Below are 17,456 nucleotides of genomic sequence, written 5' to 3'. Positions count from 1 at the left end.
GCGCCACCTCCTCGATCACCAGCACCGTCGCCAACGCATCCGCCCCCGCACCACCGAACTCCTCCGGCACGTGCACCGCATGCAGATCGTTGCCCCGCAACGCATCCAGCGCCTCCTGCGGGAACCGCCCCTGCTCGTCCACCTCCGCCGCGAACGGAGCGATCTTCGCCTCCGCCAACGACCGCACCGCCGCACGGAGCATCTCGTGCTCCTCGCTGAGCCGGAAGAGATCGAAGTCCGCCCCGGAGCTGCCCGCCATGTGACACAACCCTTCGTACGTTCATTACCGACCAGTAGTAACGGTCATCCTAGGGTCGGCCCACGGCGGCGCACAGGTGAGATCGGTGACACGGCAGGGCACTCAGCGGACGCTCTCCCCCAGGGTGTCGCTGGTGGTCCGGTGCTGGGCGAGGTAGTCGGTCATCCGGTCGTTGCGGATGGCCTCCCAGAGCGTGGCGGCCGCCGCGTCGTCGAGCTTCACCACGTCCTGGCCGCCGATGCTGTCGAAGCCGCCGAACGGCGCGTTCATGAACCGGACGTCGTCCGGGCGGACGTCGCGCAGGCTCCAACCGAGGTCGTAGAGATCGGAGTTGCTGAGCCGGTCGTCCACGCTGACCACGTCGCCGACGGCCTGGAGCAGGCCGGTCAGCCGGCCCGGGTTACCGAGCGTGCCGGCGTTCATGGTCTGGATCATCAGGGCGCGCAGGAAGTTCTGCTGCCGCTTGGTGCGGTCCAGGTCGCCGTTGGGCAGGCCGTGCCGCTCGCGGACGTAGAGCAGGGCCTCCTCGCCGCTCATGTGGTGGGTGCCCTTGAGCCACTCCCGGGCGTCGCCCTTGGCCTCGATGGTCTGCGGGATGGTGATGTCCACGCCGCCGACGGCGTCCGTGAGCTTCTTGAAGCCGTTCCAGTCGATCACCGCGATGTGGTCGATCCGGATGCCGGTGAGCTTCTGCACGGTGTCGACCATCAGCGGCGGGCCGCCCCAGGAGTAGGCGGCGTTGATCTTCGCCATGCCGTGGCCGGGCACCGGCACCCAGGTGTCCCGGGCTATCGAGACCAGCGAGACGCTCTTCCGGTCCGCCGAGAGGTGCATCAGCATCATCGTGTCGCTGCGGCTGGCGCCCTCCTTCCACGCCGGGGCCTTGGCCTGGCCGCCGGTGGTGGGCACGTCCGAGCGGGCGTCCAGGCCGACCAGCAGGAAGGTCGTGCCGGTGCCGGGGACGGGCTTGGGCTGGGCGGACTCCGGGACGCTGGGGAAGGCACCGGGGATCCGCTCGACCGAGGAGGCGTAGTGCTCGGCCGTCCAGTAGATCCCGCCGATGCCGGCACCGATCAGCACCAGCAGGGCGGTCAGCGTCCAGACCAGCACCCGCCTGGTCCGGCGCCGGCGCCGGCCGCGGGCCGCCTCGGCCGCCGGATCCCCGTCCTCGGGCGGCCCGTCGACCCCGTCGGCCGCGTCCTCCCCGCCCGCCCCGGCCGGCTCCCCGGCCCCGTCCCGCCCCTCGAAGAGGCTCAGCGATCCGGGCCGCTCGCCCGCCCCGTCCTCGTGCTCCCGCGCGTCCATGGGCGCATTCTGTCGGTCCGCCCGCGGGCGCGGTATTGAAACTCCCGTTCCCACCGCGACCGATACCCGCAGGTGGTCATCCCGTTACCCGGAGCTGCCGCCACCGCTTCCCCGGGCCCGGCCCACCGTCCCGCGTCCGGCGGATACCATCAGGGCCTGCGGCCTCGGGTATCCGACGACCCACCCGGCCAGCGTCCCGACCACAAAGGGGAAGCACGTGACCCTCCGGCTCACCGTGATCGGTACCGGCTACCTCGGCGCCACGCACGCCGCCTGCATGGCGGAGCTCGGCTTCGAGGTGCTCGGCCTGGACATCGACCCGGAGAAGGTGGCCGCGCTGTCGGCGGGCCGGGTGCCGATGTACGAGCCCGGCCTGGCCGACCTGTTGGTCAAGCACGTGGCCGGGCACGAGGGCTCGACCGGGCGGCTGCGCTTCACCGACTCCCCGCAGGAGGTCGCCGAATTCGGCGACGTGCACTTCATCTGCGTGAACACTCCGCAGAAGAAGGGCGAATTCGCGGCCGACATGTCCTACGTCGACGCCGCGCTGGACTCGCTGGCCCCGCACCTGACCCGGCCGACGCTGGTGGTCGGCAAGTCGACCGTGCCGGTCGGCAGCGCGGCCCGGCTGGCCGAGCGGCTGGCCGCCCTGGCCCCGGCCGGCGAGGCCGCCGAGCTGGCCTGGAACCCGGAGTTCCTGCGCGAGGGCTACGCGGTCGGCGACACCCTGCACCCGGACCGGCTGGTGGTCGGCGTGCGCAGCGAGCGCGCCGAGCAGCTGCTGCGCCAGGTGTACGCGACCCCGATCGCCGAGGGCGTGCCGTTCGTGGTGACCGACTTCCCGACCGCCGAGCTGGTCAAGGCCGCCGCCAACTCCTTCCTGGCCACCAAGATCTCCTTCATCAACGCGATGGCCGAGGTCTGCGAGAGCGCGGGCGCGGACGTGGTCCAGCTCAGCCGGGCGCTCGCGCACGACGAGCGGATCGGCGGCAAGTTCCTCAACGCCGGGCTCGGCTTCGGCGGCGGCTGCCTGCCCAAGGACATCCGGGCGTTCATGGCCCGGGCCGGGGAGCTGGGCGCCGACCAGGCGCTGACCTTCCTGCGCGAGGTCGACTCGATCAACATGCGGCGCCGCTCGCGGATGGTCGAGCTGGCCCGCGAGCAGTGCGGCGGCGGCTTCCTGGGCCGCCGGGTGGCGGTGCTGGGCGCCGCGTTCAAGCCCAACTCGGACGACATCCGGGACTCGCCCGCGCTCAACGTGGCCGGGCAGATCCAGCTCCAGGGCGCCCAGGTCACGGTCTACGACCCGAAGGCGATGGACAACGCCCGCAAGATGTTCCCGAGCCTCGCCTACGCGGCGTCGGCGCAGGAGGCCGTCGAGGGCGCGCACGTGGTGCTGCACCTGACGGAGTGGCAGGAGTTCCGCGAGCTGGACCCGGCGGCGCTGGGCACGCTGGTGGCCGAGCGGCGGATACTGGACGGCCGCAACATCCTGGACGTCGAGCGCTGGCGGGCGGCCGGCTGGACGTACCGGGCGATGGGCCGGCCCGGCGCGGAGTAGCAGCCGGACGCGGGCCGCCGGAATGCGGCGGCCCGCGCCGTGGTTTTTCGTGGCATGAGCTACGGAGACCGGGACACGGTGCGCAGGATCCTCCAGGACACCGGCGACACCTGGGCGGTGGTCGGCCTGTCGAACAACACCCGCCGGGCCGCGTACGGCGTCGCGCAGGTGCTGCAGCGCGCGGGCAAGCGGGTGGTGCCGGTGCACCCCAAGGCGGAGACGGTGCTGGGCGAGCCGGGCTACGCCTCGCTCGCCGAGATCCCGTTCGGGGTCGACGTGGTGGACGTGTTCGTGAACAGCGGCCTGGCCGGTGAGGTCGCCGACCAGGCCGTGGCGGTGGGTGCGCAGGCGGTCTGGTTCCAGCTGGACGTGGTCGACGAAGCCGCCTACGCGCGCACCACGGCCGCCGGGGTGGACATGGTCATGGACCGCTGCCCGGCGATCGAGCTGCCCCTGCTCGACCGGGCCTGAGCCCCGGCGCCGAGCCGGACGCTAGCCCAGCGGCACCGCGATGTCGCAGGCCGGGTCGCCCGGCCCGGCCTCGTCCCAGTCCGCGAAGTAGACCTCGCGCGGCCCGGCGGTGACCGTCGCACCGTGCTCCTTGACCCACTGGAAGACGGCGTCGTAGGCCGAGAGGATCTGCGGGTACACCACCTGGGCCTTGGTGAGGGTGGTGTACGCCTCGCGGTGGGCCGGCTCCACCCGGGCCGCCGCTGCGAAGGCGGCCGCCCGGGCCGGGTCCACCGGGACGCACAGCTCCACCGGCCCGTCACTGTCGTCGTTGACCTCCCCGTGGTAGACCACGAACGGCGCGCCGTACACCCCGCCGTCGCCCTCGGCGACCGCGAAGAGCCGCTCGCAGGCCGCCGGGATCCAGGCCGGCAGCTCCTCCGGCCGGATGCGCCGCCGCTCGGTCAGCACCAGCTGCTCCGGCACCTCGCGCTGCTGAATGTCGAACATGTCCAGGATCCCTTCGCCACCGGTGAGTTGGATGCGGAGGTAGGCCGCCAGCGCCCGCTGGGCGGCGGTCCGGCGTTCGACCCGCTCCCAGTACGCGGCGACCAGGTCGGCGCCCTGCGGGCCGGGGACGGCCAGCACCTCGGCCACCTCCGCCAGCGGCATGTCCAGACCGCGCAGCAGCCTGATCCGCCGGGCGTCGGTCAGCCGGCTCTCCCGGTAGGAGCGGTAGCCGGTGACCGGGTCCACCCGGTCGGGGCGCAGCACGCCCTGGCGGTCGTACAGCCGGAGCGCCTTCTGCGACAGCCGGGACCGGCGCGCGAACGCTCCGATGCCCAGCAGGGCGTCCTCCTCCACACCCGCCACACTTCCGTCTGCCCCAGGGGGAAGGTCAACCACGGCCGTCGAGCTGCTCGATGGTGGCCAGCGAGGGGCGGCGGGTGCGCCGCAGGCCGGCGGCCACCTGCTCGGCGTCCCGGAGCACCCGCACCGCGTTGTGCCAGGTGAGCTTGGAGACGTCGGCCCCGGACCAGCCGCGGCCGAGCAGCTCGGCGATCAGGTGCGGGTAGCCGGCGACGTCCTGGAGGTCCGCGGGGAGGAAGGCGGTGCCGTCGAAGTCGCCGCCGATGCCGATGTGGTCGATCCCGGCGACCTCCCGCATGTGGTCCAGGTGGTCGGCGACGGTGGCCGCGGTCGCCACCGGCCGTGGGTGGGCGGCCTCGTACGCGTGCTGGACCGCCATCGCCTCCGGGGTGGTCTCCAGCGGGTGGAAGCCGTGCGCGCGCAGGTTCTCGTCCGCGGCCGCGGTCCACTCGATGGCCGCCGGCAGGATGAACTTCGGGACGAAGGTGGCCATCGCCAGGCCACCGTTGGCGGGCAGCTGGGCGAGCACGTCGTCCGGGACGTTGCGGGGGTGGTCGCAGACGGCGCGGGCGGAGGAGTGCGAGAAGATCACCGGCGCGGTGGACACCCGGAGCGCCGCCCGCATGGTGTCGGCCGAGACGTGCGAGAGGTCGACCAGCATCCCGAGCCGGTTCATCTCCCGCACCACCTCCTCGCCGAAGGCGGTCAGCCCGCCGGCGGCCGGCTCGTCGGTGGCGGAGTCGGCCCAGGGCACGTTGTCGTTGTGGGTCAGCGTCAGGTAGCGCACGCCCAGTTCGAACATCATCCGCAGGGTGCCGAGCGAGCTGTTGATCGAGTGGCCGCCCTCGGCGCCCATCAGCGAGGCGATCCGGCCGTCGGCCCGGGCCGCCTCCATGTCGTCCGCGGTGAGGGCGAGCCGGAGCGCGGTCGGGTGCCGCTCGGCCATCGTCCGGACGAAGTCGACCTGTTCGAGGGTGGCGGTGACGGCCCGGTCGCCGGCGAAGTCCGAACGGACGTAGACCGACCAGAACTGCGCACCGACCCCGCCGGCGCGGAGCCGGCCGAGGTCGGTGTGCAGCCGGCCGCTCTGGTCGGCCGTCAGGTCGACGGCGTCCAGGTCGTAGCCGGCCTGGACCCGCATCGCCCAGGGCAGGTCGTTGTGGCCGTCCACCACCGGGGCCTCGCGGAGCACGGCGCGGGCTCGGTCGAGCAGTTCAGAGGTCATCCCCCTGTTCTACCGCCTGGTGGTGCGGGTACGGGCTACTTGCCGAAGCCGAACGAGCCGGAGCCGGCCACCTTGGCCCGCAGCTTCTTGCCCTTCTCGGTGGCCTGGGTGTTCAGGTCGGCCTGGAACTCCACCATCCGCTCGGCCAGTTCGGGGTCGAACGCGGCGAGCATCCGGACCGCCAGCAGGCCGGCGTTGCGGGCCCCGGCGACCGAGACGGTGGCCACCGGCACGCCGGCCGGCATCTGCACGATGGACAGCAGGCTGTCCATCCCGTCCAGGTAGCGCAGCGGCACCGGCACGCCGATCACCGGCAGCGGGGTGACCGAGGCCAGCATGCCCGGCAGGTGCGCGGCGCCGCCGGCACCCGCGATGATCGCCTTCAGCCCGCGCCCGTGCGCCCGCTCGCCGTAGGCCACCATCTCGCGCGGCATCCGGTGCGCGGAGACCACGTCGACCTCGTACGGGATCTCGAACTCTTCCAGCGCCTGGGCGGCCGCCTCCATCACGGGCCAGTCGGAGTCCGAACCCATGACGATGCCGATGATCGGGTCAGTCATTCTGTGATGGTCCCTCGCAGGTAGGCGGCCGCGTGGCGGGCGCGCTCGCGGACGTCGTCGAGGTCGTCCCCGAAGACGTTGACGTGGCCGACCTTGCGGCCGGGCTTCACGTCCTTCCCGTACATGTGGATCCGCAGCCCGGGGTCGCGGGCCATGCAGTGCAGGAAGGCGTGGTACATGTCGGGGTAGTCGCCGCCGAGGACGTTGACCATCACGGTCCACCTCGCGCGCGGGCGCGGGTCGCCCAGCGGGAGGTCGAGCACGGCCCGCAGGTGGTTCTCGAACTGCGAGGTGACCGAGCCGTCCTGGGTCCAGTGACCGGAGTTGTGCGGGCGCATGGCGAGCTCGTTGACCAGGATCCGGCCGTCGCGGGTCTGGAACAGCTCGACCGCCAGGTGGCCGGTGATGTCCAGCTCGCCGGCGATCCGCAGGGCCAGTGCCTGGGCCTCGCCGGCCAGTTCCGGGTCGAGGTCGGGCGCGGGCGCGGTGACCTCGGCGCAGACGCCGTTCTCCTGGAGGCTCTCCACCACCGGGTAGGCCACGGCCTGGCCGCTGGGCGAGCGGACCACGTTGGCGGCCAGCTCGCGCAGGAAGTCGACCTTCTCCTCGGCCAGCACCGGGACCCCGGCGAGGAACGGCGCGGCGGCCTCCTGCTCGTCGCGGACCACCCAGACGCCCTTGCCGTCGTAGCCGCCGCGGACGGTCTTCAGGACCACGGGGTAGCCGTCGCCCTCCCCCGCGAAGGCGGTGACGTCGGCCGGGTCGGCGACCAGCCGGTGTCGCGGGCAGGGCACGCCGATCGAGTCCAGCTTGGCCCGCATCACGCCCTTGTCCTGGGCGTTCACCAGCGCGTCGGGGCCAGGCCGGACGGCCACGCCGTCGGCCTGCAGCGCCCGCAGGTGCTCGGTGGGGACGTGCTCGTGGTCGAACGTGATCACGTCGCAGCCGGCCGCGAACCGGCGCAGGGTGTCGAGGTCCCGGTAGTCACCGAGGACGACGTCGGAGACCACCTGCGCGGCGGAGTCCTGAGGGGTGTCGGCGAGGAGCTTGAACCGGATGCCCAGCGGGATGCCCGCCTGGTGCGCCATCCGCGCCAGCTGTCCGCCGCCGACCACACCGACCACTGGAAAATTTGCCTTGCCCGCGAGAGTCACGCCGCCCAGGATATCCGGGCCGGTCATGGCGGGTGCACCGGCCGCCCGGGGGCGGTGGGCGGATGCCGGGGTGCGGACGGGCCTCCGGGGAGCGAGTAGCCTGGATGGCCGGACCCCACGAAGCACAATCCGATCATCTGTGTATATGGGGTACCGCCCGTGCCGCCGCGGCACGTGCAGGCATCCACGCAGGCGAGCACAGGAGACAGTCGGGTATGACGACCACCACCGATTCGAAGCCGTCGCTCGCGAACCGCCTGGACGGTGTCTCGGGCGAGGTGGTGAAGTTCGGGATCGTCGGGCTGAGCGGCGTCGCCGTCAACTTCGTCGTCTTCTGGGTCTGCATCAACGGTCTGGGGCTCGCCTCGCTGCGCTCCAACATCGCGGCCACCCTGATCGCGATCGCGACCAACTACCTCGGCTACCGCTACTGGCTCTACCGCGACCGGGACGCGGCCTCGCGCAAGCGCGAGATCACCCTGTTCCTGCTGTTCAGCGGGGCGGGCATGCTGATCGAGACCGGGGTCCTCGGCTTCTCGGTGTACGTCCTCGAACTCACCACGCACGTCGAGCAGCTCGCCGCCAAGCTGGTCGGGCTCGCGGCCGGCACGGTCTTCCGGTTCTTCTCGTACCGGACCTGGGTGTTCAAGGCGCTGCCGGAGCTGGCCGAACCGGCGGCGCCCGCCGCCACCCAGCCCCTCGCCGCCGAGCCCGCCGCGGCCGGTGCGCCCGCCGAGCCCGCCGAGCCCGAGGCGGTCGTCGCCGAGGCGGAGTTGCTGCTCGCCGCCAAGCGCAAGCCCTTTGCCGAGCAGCGCTGACGGCCGCTGCCGTCCGTGGGCGGCCGCTGCCCGCCTAGGCCCAATGCCGGTGACTTTGGCCTGTCTGACTCGTTGGTTGTGGTGTGGCGAGGGTGGGGCAGGTCAAGTCGCCTGCGGGTGAGCGGTTGTCGGATCGGATCGCGATCGGGGTGCTGACCCAGGCGTTTCCGCCGGGTCTGGTCGACGAGGTGATCGCCGAGACCGGGCGGATCGAACAGCGCAGTCGGCTGCTGCCGGCACGGGTGGTCGTGTACTTCGTGCTCGCGATGTGCCTGTTCTTCGGGCAGGGCTACGAGGAGGTCGCGCGGCTTCTGGGTGAGGGGCTCTGGGACGGGCGGCGGGTGTGGCGGGTGCCGACGACCGCCGCGATCGGCCGGGCTCGTCGAAGGCTGGGCCCGGAGCCCTTACGGCTGCTGTTCGCGCGGGTGTGCCGTCCGGTGGCCGTGGCCGGGACGGCGGGTGCCTTGTACCGACGCTGGCAACTGGTCGCTGTGGATGGCACCACGCTGGACCTGGCGGACACCGAGGCCAACGACGAGTTCTTCGGCCGGCCGGGCTCAGGGCGCGGGATCGGTGCGTTCCCGCAGGCCAGGCTGGTCGGACTGGCGGAGTGCGGCACCCACACCGTGTTCGGTGCCGCGCTCGGGCCGCTGTCGGTCAGCGAGCAGACCCTGTCCCGGCAGCTGTTCACCCACCTGCGGGCAGGGATGCTGCTGCTGGCCGACCGCGGCTTCTACGGGTTCGAGCTGTGGCAGCAGGCCCGGGCCACCGGCGCGAACCTGCTGTGGCGGGTCAAGAAGAACGCGGCACTGCCGATGACGCGGGTACTCGACGACGGCTCGTACCTCAGCGCGGTCCACGCCGAACAGGACCGTAGGACGCGCCGCAACCCGGTGACCGTCCGGGTCGTCGAGTACACACTCGCCCGCACCGGCGACGCGACCGTCTACCGCCTGATCACCACCCTCCTCGACCCCACCCGGGCGCCGGCAGCCGAGCTGGCCGCGCTCTACGCCCAGCGCTGGGAGATCGAGACCACCCTGGACGAGATCAAGACCCACCAGCGCGGCCCCAAACTCGTCCTGCGCTCCAGGTACCCGTGGGGAGTCGAGCAGGAGGTCTACGGCCTCCTGCTCGTCCACTACGCGATCCGACAGCTGATGCACCGGGCAGCCCTGCACGAGGGCCTGGATCCCGACCGGCTGTCCTTCACCCGCAGCCTGCGTGTCGTGCGCCGCCAAGTACCCGCCCAGGCGGGACTTTCCCCCCGGCAGACTCGCCGCGGCACTCACCCGAACCCTGGCTGAGATCACCGAACGCCTGCTACCCGAACGCCGCCAACGGACATGCCCCCGCGTCATCAAACGCAAGATGTCCAATTGGCCCCTCAAACGCACCCGACACCGCAACTGGCCACCACCAGAACCGGCAACAGTCACAATCACCCAGCCAGCCGCAACCCAAAGTCACCGGCATTGCGCCTAGGCCCGGCTCAGCCCCACGAAGAGGGCGAACACCGGGGGCCGCAGCGAGAGCAGCTCCAGCCGGCCGCCGTCCGCCTCGGCCAGGTCGCGGGCGACCGCCAGGCCGATGCCGGTGGAGTTGCGGCCGCTGACCGCCCGTTCGAAGACCCGGTTGCCCAGCTCCGGCGGCACCCCCGCACCCTCGTCCTGGACCTCGGCGACGATCGAGCTGCCGGAGCGGCGGATCCGCAGGGTGATGGTGCCCGCGCCGTGCATCAGCGAGTTCTCGATCAGGGTCGCCAGCACCTGGGCGACGGTGCCCGGGGTGCCGGTCACGTAGGCGCCCTGGAGCCCCTCGATCACCAGCCGCCGTCCGCTGTCGCGCAGCGGCGGCCCCCACTCCTCGACCTGCTGCTTGATCACCTCGTCCAGCGGGAAGCCGACCGCGGTCGGACTGCTGCGGTCGCGCTGGTTGGTGAGCAGCCGCTGCACCACGTCGGTCAGCCGCTCGACCTGCTGGAGGCCGATCGCGGCCTCCTCCCGGACCGTCCCCGGGTCCTCGGCGAGCGCGGTGATCTCCTCCAGCCGCATGGAGAGCGCGGTCAGCGGGGTGCGCAGCTGATGGGAGGCGTCGGCGGCGAGCCGGCGCTCGGCGGTGAGCATCCGGGCGATCCGCTCGGCGCTGGCGTCCAGCACCTCGGCGACCCGGTCGAGTTCCGGCACGCCGTAGCGGCGGTCGCGCGGGCGCGGGTCGCCCGAGCCGAGCCGTTCGGCGGTCTCGGCGAGGTCGGTGAGCGGGCGGGCCAGCCGCTTGGCCTGCCAGACCGCGAGGGCCACGGCCGCCTGGACGGCGAGCAGCGCGACCACGCCGAGCAGCAGCAGCATGTTGCCGATCTCGTGGTCGACCGACTCCCGGGACTGCATCACGGTGACGGTCTCGCCGCTCGCGCCCTCCTCGGTGGCGGTCAGCGCGGCGCCCTGCACCGGGCGGCCGGCCGCGATCAGCGGCTGCCCGGGGATGTCCACCAGGACGAACGAGCCGTCGGTGACCTGGGCGGCGAACTTCTCGCCGGTCACCGGCTCGCCCGCGGCCAGCCGGCTCTCCACCAGGCCGAGCACCCGGACGGCGGCCGCGTCGACCCGGTCGTTGGCGGCGCTGACGATGCTCTGCTTCTCGATCAGGGCCAGCGGCACGCAGAACACCGCGACCACCACCAGGACCACACCCAGCAGCGAATTGATCATCCTGCGCTTCACGCCGGGGGGTCCTCTGTCCTCGGTCCGTCTGGAAGGTGCGCTCGAACGGGCCCGGCAGGGGCTCAGAGCGCGGGCGCCGTCAGTTCTTCTCGAACCGGAAGCCGACGCCCCGGACGGTGGCGATGTAGCGCGGGTTGGCCGCGTCGTCGCCGAGCTTCTTGCGCAGCCAGGAGATGTGCATGTCCAGGGTCTTGGTGGAGGTCCACCAGGTGGTGTCCCAGACCTGGCGCATGATCTCCTCGCGGGTGACCACCCGGCCGGCGTCCCGGACCAGCACCCGGAGCAGCTCGAACTCCTTGGCGGAGAGCGTGAGCTCCTCCTCGCCGAGCCAGGCGCGGTGCGACTCGATGTCGATCTTCACGCCGTGCGCGCCGGTGGTGAGCTGGTCCACGTTGCCGCGGCGCAGCAGCGCCCGGACCCGGGCGAGCAGCTCGGCGAGCCGGAACGGCTTGGTGACGTAGTCGTCGGCGCCCGCGTCCAGGCCGACCACGGTGTCGACCTCGTCGGCGCGCGCGGTGAGGACCAGGACCGGGAAGCTCTTGCCGTCGGCCCGCAGCCGCCGGCAGACCTCCAGGCCGTCCATCTCGGGCAGGCCCAGGTCGAGCACGATGAGGTCGACCTCCTCGGTGAGCCCCGCCCCCAGCGCGGCGGGCCCGTCCTCGCGGACCAGCACCTCATAGCCCTCCCGGCGCAGCGCGCGGGCCAGCGGTTCGGAGATTGCCGGGTCGTCCTCGGCCAGCAGCACACAGGTCATGGGCTGATGGTAGACCGCCGGGCGCCCCGTGATCAGGGAGCGTATCGGCCCTTGACCTCCGCATGACCTGCCGACGGGGCAACCGTGACGGGCCGGGGCGGGCTGTGAACTAGTTCACAGGCTGTGATCGCCCGTCGGGGGCCGCCATGGTTTCGAAGGCCCGCCCTCCCGCCGCCCTTCACCGAAGATTTCGACGTGCTACCTTCACTTCAAAGGACATTTTCCGGTTGAGCCATTGAAATGGCACCCGGAAGCCTGCCGGACTTTACTTGCACGTTACCCGGCCCGCACGGTTTGTCCGTCCATGTCACGTAATACCGCCACGTACAGTGGTTTGGTCCCCGTCCGCCTCCACCCCCCTTGGCGGACGAAGTCAGGCAAGGAACCCACGACACATGGCGTCTACCACCCTGGACCCCGGCACTCAGTCGGCTCCCCCCAGCGGCAAGACCTTTCTCGGGCACCCCCGGGGACTCGCCACGCTCTTCATGACCGAGATGTGGGAGCGCTTCAGCTTCTACGGCATGCGGGCCCTGCTGGTGCTCTACCTGGTCGCCGACCACGCGGACGGCGGCCTGGGGTACAAGGCGGCCGTCGGCGCCGCGATCGTCAGCGTCTACAACGCGATGGTCTACCTGACCGCCCTGCCCGGTGGCTGGATCGCGGACCGCTTCTGGGGGCCGCGCAAGACCGTCGCGGTCGGCGGCGGCGTGATCATGATCGGCCACTTCCTGCTGGCCGTCCCCGGCTCGGGGCTGTTCTTCGCCGGCCTGGCCTTCATCGCGGTCGGCTCCGGCCTGCTGAAGTCCAACATCTCGACCATGGTCGGCCACCTGTACGACGGGCCGAACGACCCGCGTCGGGACGGCGGCTTCACCGTCTTCTACATGGGCATCAACCTCGGTGCCTTCGCCGCCCCGCTGGTCATCGGCACGGTCGGCCAGAAGGTCGACTGGCACCTGGGCTTCGCGCTGGCCGGTGTCGGCATGGCGCTGGGCCTGGCCCAGTACCTGCTGGGCACCCGCCACCTGAGCCCGCAGAGCAACGTGGTCAACTCGCCGATCTCCGCGGCCGAGAAGCGCTCGGTGCTGCGCAAGGCCGCCCTGTGGCTGGCCGCCGCCGTGGCGTTCTACGCCGTGGTCGCGCTGTCCGGCAGCTTCACCGTCGACTGGGTGATCTGGCCGCTGTCCATCGCGGGCATCGCGATCCCGGTGATCTACTTCGCCCGGATGCAGCGGGACAAGGACCTCAGCCGGGACGAGAAGTCCAAGATGACCGGCTACATCTGGTTCTTCGTCGCGGCCGCCGTGTTCTGGATGATCTACGACCAGTCCAGCTCGACGCTGAACATCTTCGCCACCGACAGCACCTCCTCCACGCTGTTCGGCTTCGACTTCCCGTCCAGCTGGTTCCAGTCGCTGAACCCGCTCTACATCATGGCGCTGGCCCCGGTCTTCGCCTGGCTGTGGGTCTGGCTGGCCCGGCGCGGGAAGAACCCGAGCACCACCGTCAAGTTCGCCATCGGCCTGCTGATGATCGGTGCCTCGTTCCTGGTGATGATGCTGGCGATGGCCGCCGCCTCCGGCGGCACCAAGGTCTCGCCGCTCTGGCTGGCGATGGTCTACCTGATCCAGACCGTCGGCGAGCTGACCCTCTCCCCGGTCGGCCTGTCGGTCACCACCAAGCTGGCCCCGGCCAAGTACGCCAGCCAGATGATGGGCCTGTGGTTCCTCGCCGTCACGGCGGGCGACTGCGTGGCGGCCGTGGTGCAGCTGGTGATGGGCGACGCGACCGGCTCGACCTGGTACTTCGCCTCCCAGGGCGTGCTGGCGATCATCGCCGGCGTGGCGCTGTGGATGTACCGGCGCCGGGTGGTCTCCCTCATGGGCGACGTGCACTGACCCCACCCCCGTACGGCCGAGGGCCGGTACCCGTCACGGGTACCGGCCCTCGGCCGTTGTCACCCGGGCGGCCGACCCGGGCCGTGCTCAGAACTCGCGCGCACCCGCCCGCCAGACCGCGGCGGTGAGCGGCACGCCCGGCCGGTAGGCCAGGTGGACGTGCGAGGGGGCCTCCAGCAGCAGCAGGTCGGCCCGGGCGCCCGGGGTGATCACGCCGACGTCGTCCCGGCGCAGCGCGCGGGCCCCGCCCCAGGTGGCCGCGTGCACCGCCTCGTCCGGGGTCATCCCCATCTCGCGGACCGCGACCGCGATGCAGAACGCCATCGAGCTGGTGAAGCTGGAGCCGGGGTTGCAGTCGGTGGACAGCGCGACGGTGGCCCCCGCGTCCAGCAGTCGGCGGGCGTTCGGGTACTCGGCGCGGGTGGAGAACTCGGCGCCGGGCAGCAGGGTGGCCACCGTCCGCGAGCCGGCCAGCGCCGCCACGTCCTCGTCGGTCAGGTGGGTGCAGTGGTCCGCCGAGGCCGCGCCCAGCTCCACCGCCAGCTGCACGCCCGGCCCGTACGAGAGCTGGTTGGCGTGCACCCGCGGGATCAGGCCGCGCTCGGCGCCCGCGGTGAGGACGGCGCGGGCCTGGTCGCCGTCGAAGGCGCCGCGCTCGCAGAACACGTCCACCCAGCGCGCGTGCGGGGCGCAGGCGTCCAGCATCTCGCCGGTCACCAGGTCGACGTAGCCGGCCGGGTCGTCGGCGAACTCCGGGGCGACCACGTGGGCGCCCAGGTAGGTGGTCTCGGGGGTGTGCGAGGCCGCGATCCGCAGCGCGCGGGCCTCGTCGGCGACGGTCAGGCCGTAGCCGGACTTGCACTCCACGGTGGTGGTGCCCTGGTGCAGCGCCTCGCGCAGGAAGCGGACCAGGTTGGCGTCCAGCTCGGCGTCGGTGGCCGCCCGGGTGGCGGCGACCGTGGTGCGGATGCCGCCGGCGCTGTAGGCCTGGCCGGACATCCGGGCGTTGAACTCGGCGGTGCGGTCGCCCGCGAACACCAGGTGGGCGTGCGAGTCGACGAAGCCGGGCAGCAGCGCCCGGTGCCGGGCGTCGTACCGCTCGTCGGCGGCGGGCGCGGCGGCGGCCGGGCCGACCCAGGCGATCCGGCTGCCCTCGACGACCACGGCGGCGTCCTCGACCAGGCCCAGCGGGCCCGATCCGAGCGCGGGGTCGTTGGTCACCAGGGTGCCGATGTCGGTGATCAGGAGGCTCAAGGGGACCCTTTCACGGCGGTTCACGTCGGGTCCGGGTACGGGCTCCACCAGATCAGCCCTGGTGGAGCCCGCACCCGGAATTCTATGACTGCAGGGCGGCGATCGACTCGCGCAGGGCGCCCGGCACGTCCGCGACCAGCTGGTGCACGCCGTCCTTGACGATGTGCCGCCCGCCGACCACCACGTGCCGCACGTCCGCGGCCGAGGCGGCGAAGACGGCCGTCTCCGCGCCGAGGGCGGGCCGCGGCCCGGCCGTGCGGACGCTGTCCAGCGCGACGGCGGTGAGGTCCGCGAGTGCGCCGGCCTCGATCCGGCCGGCCTCCGGCCAACCCAGCGAGGCGTGGCCGTCCTCGGTGCCGGCCCGCAGCAGCGCGTTGGCGGTCCAGTGGCCGCGGGTGCGGGTGCGCAGGCGCTCGTCCAGCTCCAGCGCGCGGGCCTCCTCGAACGGGTCGATCACCGCGTGGCTGTCGCTGCCCAGGCTGATCGGACAGCCCGCGCTCGCCAGCCGGCGGGCCGGCCCGATGCCGTCCGCCAGGTCCCGTTCGGTGGTGGGGCACATGCAGATGGTGGTGGAGGAGCCGGAGAGCAGCCGGATGTCGTCGTCGCTCAGGTGGGTGGCGTGCACGGCCGAGGTGCGCGGACCGAGCACGCCGTGGTCGGCGAGCAGCCGGGTCGGGGTGACCCCGTGCGCGGTCAGGCAGGCGTCGTTCTCCGCGGTCTGCTCGGAGAGGTGCACGTGCAGCGGCGCCTTGTGCATCGACGCCCAGTGCGCGACGGTGCTCAACTGGTCGGCCGGGACGGCCCGCACCGAGTGCACGGCGGCGCCGATCCGGGCGTGCTCGGCGGCCTTCAGGCTGTCCACCCGGGCCGCCCAGGCGTCCGCGTCGCCGTCGCTGAACCGCAGCTGCGGCTTGGTCGGCTCGGCGCCGAAGCCGGCCGAGAGGTAGCAGGTGTCGAGCAGCGTGATCCGGATCCCGGCCCGCAGCGCGGCCTCGATCAGCGCCTCGCCCATCGCGTTCGGCTCGTCGTAACGGCCGCCGCCCGGGGCGTGGTGCAGGTAGTGGAACTCGCCGACCGCGGTGATGCCGGCCAGCGCCATCTCCGCGTAGACGGCGGTGGCCAGCGCCAGGTAGCTGTCCGGGTCGAGCGCGCCGGCGAACCGGTACATGGTGTCGCGCCAGGTCCAGAAGGTGCCGGAGCCGACCTGGACGGTGCCGCGCAGCGCCCGGTGGAAGGCGTGCGAGTGGGCGTTGGCCTGCCCCGGCAGGACCAGCCCGCCGAGCCGGACCGCCCCGGGCGGGCAGGGCCCGCTGTCCGGGGTGACCTTGGCGATCCGGCCGCCCGGGCCGACCGCGATCAGCACCTGCTGCTCGACGACCGGCCCGTTGGCGTGCGGCAGCCAGGCGTACTCGGCCCAGTACGTCACCGCTGCTGACATGCGAGATCCTCCAGTACGTCGGCGAGGGCGGTCACGCCGGCGAGGCAGTCGGGCTCCTCGGCGTGCTCGGCCGGGGAGTGCGACACACCGCTCGGGTTCCTGACGAACAGCATGGCGGTCGGGATCGCCGATGCCAGGATTCCGGCGTCGTGTCCCGCGCCGGTCGGCAGCACCGGCACCTTGCCGAGCCGCTCGGCCAGCCGGTCGCGCAGCGGTCCGTCGAAGTCCACCACGGGGGTGTACGACTCCCGGGTCAGCTCGACCCGGACGCCGTCGCGCCCGCCGCGCTCGGTGGCGGCCGCGCGGATCTCCTCCACCAGGGCGGTCAGGGTCCGCTCGTCGGCGGCCCGGGAGTCCAGCCAGCCGCGGATCAGCGAGGCGATCGCGTTGGTGCCGTTGGGCTCCACCGCGACCTTGCCGAAGGTGGCCAGGGCGCCGGCCAGTTCGGCCTTCTCCCGGGCGCTGAGCACGGTGCTCGCGAAGGTGAGCATCGGGTCCCTGCGGTCCTCGATCCGGGTGGTGCCGGCGTGGTTGGCCTCGCCGTGGAAGTCGAACCGCCAGCGGCCGTGCGGCCAGATCGCGCTGGCCACGCCGACCGGGTGCTCCTCGGTCAGGTAGCGGCCCTGCTCGACGTGCAGCTCCACGTAGGCGCCGACCCGGCCGAGCCGCTCGTGGTCGGCCCCGATCGCGGCGGGGTCGTGGCCGGCCCGCTCCATCGCGTCGGGCAGCCGGACACCGTCCGCGTCGCGCAGCGCGTACGCCTGCTCCTTGCCGAGCACGCCGGCGGTGAGCCGGGAGCCGATACAGGCCACGCCGAACCGGGCGCCCTCCTCGTCGCCGAAGTTGACGATCGCCAGCGGCTTGTCGAACTCGGCCCCGCGGGCGCGCAGTTCGTCCAGCGCGGCGAAGGCGGAGACCACGCCGAGCGGGCCGTCGAAGGCGCCGCCGTCCGGGACGGAGTCCAGGTGCGAGCCGGTGACGATCGCGCCGCCGGCGTTCGGGTCGCCGAGCCAGGCCCACTGGTTGCCGTTGCGGTCCAGCTCGTAGGTCAGGGCGCGGGAGCGGGCCTGCTCCTCGAACCAGGCCCGGCACTCGGCGTCGGCCGAGTTCCAGGCGAAGCGGCGGTACCCGCCGGAGGAGGCGGAGCGGCCCACGGGGAGCAGCTCCGCCCACATCCGACGGAAGGA

The 17,456-nt window shown here is 72.6% G+C and carries 16 protein-coding genes; 5 read left to right on the top strand and 11 right to left on the bottom strand.

Features of this window, described 5'->3' with window-relative positions; genetic code table 11:
- Both ABT014_RS11040 and ABT014_RS11035 read right to left on the bottom strand, forming a co-directional pair.
- Window positions 1-259 (bottom strand): acyl-CoA dehydrogenase family protein (locus ABT014_RS11040; RefSeq protein ID WP_350638379.1); only part of this gene is annotated, 259 nt, incomplete at its 3' end.
- Between the two features lie 102 nt (window positions 260-361).
- Window positions 362-1,564, bottom strand: a complete 1,203-nt coding sequence (locus ABT014_RS11035) for an LCP family protein (RefSeq protein WP_350638378.1) — start codon at window positions 1,562-1,564, stop codon at window positions 362-364.
- A 217-nt stretch (window positions 1,565-1,781) separates the two neighbouring features.
- Between ABT014_RS11035 and ABT014_RS11030 the strand changes: the two genes are divergently transcribed.
- Entirely contained in the window at window positions 1,782-3,125 is a 1,344-nt protein-coding gene (locus tag ABT014_RS11030) for a UDP-glucose dehydrogenase family protein (RefSeq protein WP_350638377.1), read from the top strand.
- A gap of 54 nt (window positions 3,126-3,179) precedes the next feature.
- Window positions 3,180-3,596, top strand: coding sequence for a CoA-binding protein (locus tag ABT014_RS11025; protein WP_350638376.1), 417 nt, complete (start codon window positions 3,180-3,182; stop codon window positions 3,594-3,596).
- 21 nt (window positions 3,597-3,617) lie between these two features.
- Here the strand turns inward: ABT014_RS11025 and ABT014_RS11020 are convergent, their stop codons facing one another.
- From ABT014_RS11020 to ABT014_RS11005, 4 genes are read right to left on the bottom strand one after another with little or no spacing between them, the layout of a single operon-like run.
- The gene (locus tag ABT014_RS11020) at window positions 3,618-4,439 is read right to left on the bottom strand and encodes a MerR family transcriptional regulator (RefSeq protein WP_350638375.1); all 822 of its coding nucleotides are present in this window, start codon (window positions 4,437-4,439) and stop codon (window positions 3,618-3,620) included.
- A 34-nt stretch (window positions 4,440-4,473) separates the two neighbouring features.
- Window positions 4,474-5,670 (bottom strand): dipeptidase, encoded by a 1,197-nt coding sequence (locus ABT014_RS11015; RefSeq protein WP_350638374.1) that lies wholly within the window; start codon window positions 5,668-5,670, stop codon window positions 4,474-4,476.
- 35 nt (window positions 5,671-5,705) lie between these two features.
- Window positions 5,706-6,230, bottom strand: a complete 525-nt coding sequence (gene purE / locus ABT014_RS11010; protein ID WP_350638373.1) for a 5-(carboxyamino)imidazole ribonucleotide mutase — start codon at window positions 6,228-6,230, stop codon at window positions 5,706-5,708.
- Complete coding sequence (locus ABT014_RS11005; protein ID WP_350638397.1) at window positions 6,227-7,318, bottom strand: 5-(carboxyamino)imidazole ribonucleotide synthase; 1,092 nt, start codon at window positions 7,316-7,318, stop codon at window positions 6,227-6,229. Before ABT014_RS11005 ends, purE begins: the two co-directional genes overlap by 4 nt.
- 281 nt (window positions 7,319-7,599) lie before the next feature.
- Between ABT014_RS11005 and ABT014_RS11000 the strand changes: the two genes are divergently transcribed.
- Together ABT014_RS11000 and ABT014_RS10995 are read left to right on the top strand one after the other, a co-directional pair.
- Window positions 7,600-8,202, top strand: a complete 603-nt coding sequence (locus ABT014_RS11000; RefSeq protein WP_350638372.1) for a GtrA family protein — start codon at window positions 7,600-7,602, stop codon at window positions 8,200-8,202.
- An 83-nt stretch (window positions 8,203-8,285) separates the two neighbouring features.
- The gene (locus ABT014_RS10995) at window positions 8,286-9,509 is read left to right on the top strand and encodes an IS4 family transposase (RefSeq protein WP_350638371.1); all 1,224 of its coding nucleotides are present in this window, start codon (window positions 8,286-8,288) and stop codon (window positions 9,507-9,509) included.
- Between the two features lie 174 nt (window positions 9,510-9,683).
- On the opposite strand, the gene ABT014_RS10990 is transcribed toward ABT014_RS10995, so the two are convergent.
- Both ABT014_RS10990 and ABT014_RS10985 read right to left on the bottom strand, forming a co-directional pair.
- Window positions 9,684-10,922, bottom strand: coding sequence for a sensor histidine kinase (locus tag ABT014_RS10990; RefSeq protein WP_350638370.1), 1,239 nt, complete (start codon window positions 10,920-10,922; stop codon window positions 9,684-9,686).
- Between the two features lie 79 nt (window positions 10,923-11,001).
- Window positions 11,002-11,676, bottom strand: coding sequence for a response regulator transcription factor (locus tag ABT014_RS10985; protein ID WP_033818466.1), 675 nt, complete (start codon window positions 11,674-11,676; stop codon window positions 11,002-11,004).
- Between the two features lie 395 nt (window positions 11,677-12,071).
- Between ABT014_RS10985 and ABT014_RS10980 the strand changes: the two genes are divergently transcribed.
- Complete coding sequence (locus tag ABT014_RS10980; protein WP_350638369.1) at window positions 12,072-13,577, top strand: peptide MFS transporter; 1,506 nt, start codon at window positions 12,072-12,074, stop codon at window positions 13,575-13,577.
- 87 nt (window positions 13,578-13,664) lie between these two features.
- Here the strand turns inward: ABT014_RS10980 and hutI are convergent, their stop codons facing one another.
- From hutI to ABT014_RS10965, 3 genes are all read right to left on the bottom strand, one after another.
- A complete protein-coding gene (gene hutI, locus ABT014_RS10975; protein WP_350638368.1) occupies window positions 13,665-14,831 on the bottom strand; it encodes an imidazolonepropionase in 1,167 nt (388 codons plus the stop codon).
- A gap of 82 nt (window positions 14,832-14,913) precedes the next feature.
- On the bottom strand, window positions 14,914-16,269 hold the full coding sequence (locus ABT014_RS10970; protein ID WP_350638367.1) for a formimidoylglutamate deiminase: 1,356 nt from the start codon (window positions 16,267-16,269) through the stop codon (window positions 14,914-14,916).
- Complete coding sequence (locus ABT014_RS10965) at window positions 16,254-17,444, bottom strand: allantoate amidohydrolase (protein ID WP_350638396.1); 1,191 nt, start codon at window positions 17,442-17,444, stop codon at window positions 16,254-16,256. The genes ABT014_RS10970 and ABT014_RS10965 overlap by 16 nt, the downstream gene beginning before the upstream one ends.
- Window positions 17,445-17,456: the final 12 nt, after the last annotated feature.

Origin of the sequence: Kitasatospora sp. NPDC094015 (assembly GCF_040304075.1) — a bacterium.
Taxonomy (GTDB): Bacteria; Actinomycetota; Actinomycetes; order Streptomycetales; family Streptomycetaceae; genus Kitasatospora.
The sequence above is the reverse complement of the archived record's forward strand: the minus strand, read 5'-3'. Positions and strand labels throughout refer to the sequence as shown.